The following is a 7070-nucleotide window of genomic DNA, read 5'->3' as shown; positions in this document are numbered from 1 at the left end:
TTCTGCATGGTGGGGGTTTCCTCTGTTGGTGGCTTTGACTTCGACAATCAAATTCTCCAACAAAAACCTTCACCGCCTTCCGCCCGCCTTCAGACTTCACCTCGTACACCACTTCCGACTATAGCTCGTGATGAAATACAGTCCACCTTTTGCCATCGTCCAGTCGGTAAGGATGGCTTCCATTAATCCGTCCCGTATATATTCCCCTGCAATAAACTCGGGCAGCTCCGCAACCGCTAGTCCGGCAAGGATGGTCGGGATCATGGCATCGGAATTCGTGACACGCAGGCGTCCTTCCGGCACGATGGACTCTTCCGTGCCATTTCCATCGGTGAGCCGCCATACATCATTGCTCGCCCGATAGGCATAACCGAGACAATCCCTGGGGTTCAAATCTTTCGGTCGCCCGGGCCTTCCATGCTTTTCCAGATAGCTGGGCGCCGCAACAACGACCCTGGAGACGGGACACAGTCTTCTTGCAACCAGCGAAGAATCCGGCAGCACTGCGATTCGCAGTGCTGCGTCGTATCCCTCTCCCACCAGATCGACCGCGGCATCAGACAAGTGCAAATCGATCGACACGTCCGGATAGGCGGTTAAGAACTCCGGCAGGAGCGGCGCTACCCACTTCACACCAAACGACATCGGTACGGCAAGCCTCACGAGCCCGCGCGGCTGTACTGACATTTCCCGGGCCACGCCCTCTACTTCTTCAGCATCGCGATAGATGCGGGTAGCGCTTTCCGCAATCGTGCGCCCGAATGCCGTCAAGGCCAACTGGCGTGAGCTCCGGTTGAGAAGGCGCGCCCCCAGGCGCTCCTCCAGACGACTCACTGCTCGGGAAACGGTGGCGACAGACACATCCATTGCCCTTGCAGCGGCGGCAAACGAGCGCTCCTCCACCACTTTGGCAAACATGGCCAGTCCTTCGAAGTCAGGAATTTTTTGCATCTGCAAATTTGCAACGATGGTTTTCGATTATTTCTATTTTAAAGTGATACTGACCTCGATAAGCTTCTCCCTGCCAGTAGACAACCAAGCTTTCAACCGACTTAGCAAGGAGCACCATCATGTCGCAGAAACTCAATGGAAAAATCGCACTCGTTACCGGGGGAACATCGGGAATTGGCTTGGCAACGGCCAAGCGTTTCGCTAGCGAGGGAGCGCATGTCTTTATCACTGGACGCCGGGAGAAGGAACTGGCCGCTGCCGTTGCCCTGGTCGGCAATGCTACCGGCATCCAGGTCGATTCCTCCAGGCTTGCGGACCTTGATGACCTCTTTGCCACCATCAAGCGTAGTAAAGGAAGACTGGACATCGTGTTTGCCAATGCCGGTGGTGGTTCCATGCTGCCATTGGGCCAGATCACCGAAGAACAGTTTGACGATACTTTCGGCCGCAATGTGAAAGGCGTTCTCTTCACCGTGCAGAAAGCACTGCCACTTCTATCCGATGGCGCTTCCGTCATCTTGACCGGATCGTCTGCAGCACACACGGGCACGGCGGCATTCAGTGTCTACGCTGCCTCCAAAGCCGCGGTGCGCGCCTTTACGCGCAACTGGATCCTGGATGTCAAAGACCGCAATATCCGCTTTAACACCATCAGTCCCGGCCCGGTAAAAACTCCTGGTCTGGTTGAGCTGGCCGGTCCGGATGCAGCACAACAGCAAGGCTTGCTGGATGCACTGGCTGCTCAAGTCCCGATGGGACGGGTCGCTGATGCCGATGAGATCGCAAAAGCTGCGGTATTTCTTGCTTCCGACGATGCCAGCTACGTCAACGGCATCGACTTCGCGGTCGACGGCGGCATCGCTCAAGTCTGATACTGGATCCGCATAAGCTACCTGAGCGCTCACACGCTGGAAGAGGTCCGCTTTGCATTGAATGACGGCCCGACGGCATACGCATGCTGTTGGCGTTCGATACAAATCACGCGCGCCAAAATCAAGAGCGTTAACGGGGGGCGTTTGCCGATGCTGATGCCTGCCTGCTGTTGTCGGCATCAAGCCGAACGCAATGGTCATCCGGCTGTTGTTCAAATGCGCGCCGCTGGTGGCCAGACGCGGCGTCAAGACACCGGGCAGGATGCCGGAAAAGTTTCAGCGCATGTTCGATAACTCAAGCACGGCAGATGCCACGGCATCGTCACTGCCATAGCATCTCGCCGTGTCATGACTTCAGCTATCAGCCGCAAAATTCGGCTTCTGGTTGATGGGAACAATCAAGGTTTCTGCATTGCTCTCCGTGAGGAAGCGCTTGCGCATCGGGCTGAGCACCAGCTTGGATGCGACGGCTGCGATCAATGCAAAGACACACGCGCAGACGAACACGGCATGCCAGCTACCGGTTGCCGTTTTCAGAATGCTGGCAAGTGGAACCAGCAGGGAAGCGGTGCCCTTCGCGGTATAGAGCGTGCCATTGTTGGCTGTGGCGCTTTTCGAGCCGAAGGTGTCGCCGCAAATTGCCGGGAAGATCGAAAAGATCTCGCCATAGCAAAGAAAAACCAGCGCGGCGCAGAAGATGAATGCGTAAGGATTAGTGCCTACGCTCATCAAGCCGATCATTGCCAAGCCTTGTCCGGCGAACATCATGAACATGGTGTTCTCGCGCCCGATTTTGTCCGATATCCAGCCGGTCAATGGGCGTGTGAATCCATTGCAAAGGCTATCGATTGATAGCGTCACCGTCAGCAGCGGCAGAACAGCCCCGAAATAATGCATGGGCAGCTTGGCCAAGCCGTAATCCTTGGCAATAGGCGCAATCTGCGCGGTTGCCATCAGACCGCCGGCCGCGACAAGTACGAACAGCATGTACATGACCCAAAACACCGGCGTTCTCAACATCTGACTCGGCGTGTAGCTACGCTTGCTCTGTATGTTGACCTTGCTGGTACTGACAAAAGCGCGGGTTACCGGACGAATCAGGAAGAGAGACATGATGACAACGACGATGCCCTGGATTAAGCCGAAAGTCAGGAAGGCATGTTGATAACCAGCGGTTTTAACCATGTTGGCAATCGGAATGACCGTCAATGCCGCGCCTGCGCCGAAACCGGCTGCGGTCAATCCTGCTGCCAGTCCACGACGGTCTGGAAACCATTTCAGCGCATTTCCTACGCACGTGCCGTACACGCACCCCGCCCCAATGCCAGCGATGACGCCAGCAGCGTAAAGCACCGGCAAAGACGTAGCCATCGAATCGATCACCCAGGCAAGGCCGGCCAGGATGCCGCCGACCAGCACTACCGGTCGCGGGCCAAATTTGTCGACCAGCCAACCTTCAAGTGGCACGAGCCAGGTTTCCGTGAGCACGAAGGCAGCAAAGGAAACCTGGATCGCGGCCTTGGTCCAGTGCATGGTGTCCGCCATGGGATTGACAAAAAGGGTCCAGCCGTACTGCAGGTTGGCGACCATCGCCATGCAGACGATACCGATCACCAGTTGCGCCCAGCGGCCGTGTATTCCGCCAGGGGCGGGTTGCATTTGAGATAGTTCTTGTGGTGTCTGTAATACTTGGCTCATACCATGTCTCCTGATAGAAAAGGCCAAACGTATGACTACCTGTGCTTTATGGTGCAAATAAGCAAAACGCATCTCCACTGAGCAACAGATCAACATCACTTACAGGTGCTTGCTTTCAATGTGCCGGATGGTCCGGTCTTGTTTTATGGATTCCTGAGCGCGCAGGCTTTAATGCGGTGCTTGCTTAAGATCAGCATTACTTTTCATGGGCCGTCTCTACTACAGTCGGGTCTGGGTGCCGCGATGATGTCCAATCCGCGCGCTTGAAGCTGAGGAGACATATACTCGTCCGTTTGGGCGGTGGTTTCAGCATGGCAGTAAGGCCTTGCAAAGATGAGGTTACGAACGCATTAATTACAAAGAGATAAGAAAAAGCGACCTTGTCGCGAAATACAGTACAAACGGTTAATGTGTTTGCGCAAACGTATTCCGCCGAAACTTGGCTGTAATTGACCGCGGTCAATTTTTTGATTGCACGATGTGGCGACCCATGGCTATGGCCCATGCGTTAAGTGTTGGATCGCTATGGATCGTGTTGGGTATCAAGCGCGCCGGTGCTGGCTAATCATGAGGTAGAGGAGGTTGCGCCAACCCTCAACCCGTACATGAACAAATCGAGTGATGGAAATCGAAAATCTTTGAGTTCACGCAAATGTCTATGTCGGGAACCAATTTGACTAGTTTTCGAATCAGGTCGCGTAAACGGAGGTGACGTCGCTCCGTCGAAGCTTATGTAGTCAATGCAAGCATGCCAAGCACCCAGCCATTGCATCGACAAGCGGGCAAGAGCCAATCAACTTCTGCCAACGGTCAGAACAGCGGGGTCCGGCATTAACAGCCGTGAACCCTCCTTTCCCTCGACGACGTCGAAAGTCGTTGTACCAACAACTGCATGACCGTGAAGCAAGCGACACGCAGTAGAATGCGTATCCTTTTGAGACTTTGGTTTTATTTCCTGGTACCGACATCTAGTGAACCTGCCCTTTCTCGGGAATAGCGTCATGGCGCGGAAGATCGCTGCCTACGACTGGTCTTCTCATCCCCTCGGACCCATCGATCGTTGGCCGATGACGCTACGCACCGCGCTTGGCATGGCGCTGGACAGCGGCTTCCCGATGTTCCTGGTCTGGACCAATCAGTTTTATGCGTTCTACAACGACGCGTATATACCCATCCTCGGTTCTAAGGAACCGCATGCTCTCGGTCGGCGCTTCGAAGACCTCTGGTCCGAGGCGTGGCCTGTGGTGGGGCCGATCGCAGAAAAGGCCTATGCCGGGGAAACCTCTTACTTCGACGATCTTCCTATCGTTGTCGACCGACACGGATATCCGGAGCAGACGTATTTTTCCTTCTCCTACAGTCCAGTGCGCGATGACCAAGGTGGTGTCGCCGGCGTGCTGTGCACCGTGTTCGAGACGACCACGAAAGTGTCATCGCTGACGCTGTTGAAGCAGAGCGAAGACCGATTGCAGCTTTCGCTGGAAGCTTCAGACAGTATCGGCATCTGGTCAGTAGACATGCAGACACTGGCCACGACCGTGGACGCACGTTTTGCGCGCCTGTTTCATGTCGATCCGAGCGCTGCGGAGCGCGGTGAGTTGCTTTTGTCGACGTTCACGGACCGCATACACCCGGAAGATCAACCGAGAGTACTGCGTGCCATTGCTAATACGATGGAAATGGAACAACCGTATGAAGAAGAATATCGGTTGACCGATAGCGACAACACGACAGTGTGGGTCGCCGTGAAAGGACGTGTTTTCACGAATGAAGATACTGGCGAGAAGCGCTTTGCGGGTGTTGCGGTCGATATCACGCCGCGCAAGCACATCGAAGAAAATTTGCGACGTCTTGCGGATGATTTAACGCAGACCAATCGCCGGCAACAGGAATTCCTCGCGATCCTTGCGCATGAGCTGCGCAATCCGCTTGCACCTATCCGTACCGGACTGGATCTGATCGCCGCCAGCGGAGAGCCTACCGCCATGACAGCACGGATATGCACAATGATGAGCCGGCAAGTCAACCACCTGGTGCATCTCGTCGATGACCTGCTGGACCTGTCACGCGTCACCACGGGAAAGATCGCCCTCAAGATGGGTTACGTCACGATCCGGGATGTCGTGTCGCAGGCCATCGAAATGGTCGACCCTGCGCTGAAGGCCAAGCGACATCGGTTTTCAGCCCATGTCCCGGACGAAGCGATCTGGATTCACGCCGATATCAATCGGATTGTGCAGGTCGTGGTCAACGTATTGAGCAACGCGGCGAAGTACACCTTGCCGGGTGGCGAAATCGACTTGATGGTAACTGCGACAGCCGAATGGGCGAGCATTGTCGTAACCGATAATGGCATCGGAATTTCTTCTGACTCACTGCCTCGCGTGTTCAACATGTTCAACCAGGTGAACCGCGATGGTCAGTATGCCCAGGGAGGACTCGGCATTGGCCTTGCCCTGGTCAAGCGGCTGACAGAGATGCACGGGGGGACGATCTCGGCCGAAAGCGCAGGCTTGAACCACGGAAGTACGTTCACCATACGACTGCATATTGCACAGCCTGCCGCTGGTTCTGCCGCTTCGTCTATCAACATTGCCGCACACGAGCCGGCTTCGATACGTTCCTTGCGTATCTTGCTGGCCGACGATAACGAGGACGCTCTCAGCATGTTGGCCCATATCGTTGAAATGGATGGTCATCAGGTACGCACGGCCCCCGACGGCGAACAGGCACTTCTCATCGCGCGGGAGTGGGCTCCGGACCTCGCTTTGCTGGACCTCGGGATGCCTAATCTGAATGGCTTCCAGACAGCACAGGCGATGCGTTCCAGCCCTACGCTGAAAGGGGTTCGTCTTGCCGCATTAACAGGTTGGGGAGCAGCCGAGGACCGCTTGCGAACTGCGCAGGCAGGATTCAACAGACACTTCACCAAGCCGGTCGACATCCATGAACTGCGCTCCTATCTGGCAGCTATAGCTGCGTACTCCGACTGATATGGAGATGTGAGGGCCGGCCCTTTATTTTCTTGAAGAACTTCATCGCATCCATCCTTAATGCGGCCCAAAGAGTTGTGAACTGCCTATACGAATCCGCGGTCAATCGCGGCAACCGGATTGGTGGATTTTCAGCTTGTACGGTTTTCAACTGGGACGTTTTGTCTCAATGATTGGAAATCGCTTTCAAGTAGTATGCCTGTGGGGTTAGTCCTACCGGCTGAACCGAATCGCGCGATGGCTCCTGACCGTATTGGTCTGGTAAAGCGCGTTTGCACCTGCGCCATACACATAGCCCGACCTGGTTCTGACCTTGTTCGTCGTGGCTTGCCCTTTGCCGCAAAGTGACAACCGATGTTGATGAGCACACTACCTGGGCGATGGGCTTCGATGGCTTGGACAAGACCTGAAGCTTCTGAAGCAGCGTTTTGAACCGCCCCGGAAAACGAGGAGGCCCCAACATTTGAGAGAATGGGGCTATGAAGAAGAGAGCAATCAAATATTCACCCGAGGTCATCGAGCGTGCGGTGCGGATGGTCTTGGAGAGCGAAGAGCA

The 7070-nt window shown here is 55.3% G+C and carries 5 protein-coding genes; 2 read left to right on the top strand and 3 right to left on the bottom strand.

Annotated features, from left to right (window positions below):
* Window positions 1-96: 96 nt before the first annotated feature.
* Complete coding sequence (locus tag JJB74_RS32680) at window positions 97-951, bottom strand: LysR family transcriptional regulator (protein ID WP_200598725.1); 855 nt, start codon at window positions 949-951, stop codon at window positions 97-99.
* A gap of 119 nt (window positions 952-1070) precedes the next feature.
* Between JJB74_RS32680 and JJB74_RS32675 the strand changes: the two genes are divergently transcribed.
* Window positions 1071-1823 carry an SDR family NAD(P)-dependent oxidoreductase gene (locus tag JJB74_RS32675; protein WP_200598724.1) on the top strand — a complete coding sequence of 251 codons (753 nt, stop codon included), beginning with the start codon at window positions 1071-1073 and terminating at the stop codon, window positions 1821-1823.
* 354 nt (window positions 1824-2177) lie between these two features.
* On the opposite strand, the gene oxlT is transcribed toward JJB74_RS32675, so the two are convergent.
* Entirely contained in the window at window positions 2178-3482 is a 1305-nt protein-coding gene (oxlT, locus tag JJB74_RS32670; protein ID WP_200598726.1) for an oxalate/formate MFS antiporter, read from the bottom strand.
* A gap of 1040 nt (window positions 3483-4522) precedes the next feature.
* On the opposite strand from oxlT, the gene JJB74_RS32665 reads away from it, so the two are divergent.
* Window positions 4523-6514: a PAS domain-containing hybrid sensor histidine kinase/response regulator gene (locus JJB74_RS32665; protein WP_200598723.1), complete on the top strand. Its 1992-nt coding sequence runs from the start codon at window positions 4523-4525 to the stop codon at window positions 6512-6514.
* A gap of 166 nt (window positions 6515-6680) precedes the next feature.
* On the opposite strand, the gene JJB74_RS33615 is transcribed toward JJB74_RS32665, so the two are convergent.
* The coding region (locus JJB74_RS33615; RefSeq protein WP_234485053.1) for a hypothetical protein at window positions 6681-7070 on the bottom strand (390 nt) is incomplete at its 5' end.

Source organism: Noviherbaspirillum pedocola, from assembly GCF_016632335.1.
Lineage (GTDB): Bacteria > Pseudomonadota > Gammaproteobacteria > Burkholderiales > Burkholderiaceae_D > Noviherbaspirillum_A > Noviherbaspirillum_A pedocola.
This window is presented reverse-complemented; position numbering and strand designations above follow the sequence as displayed.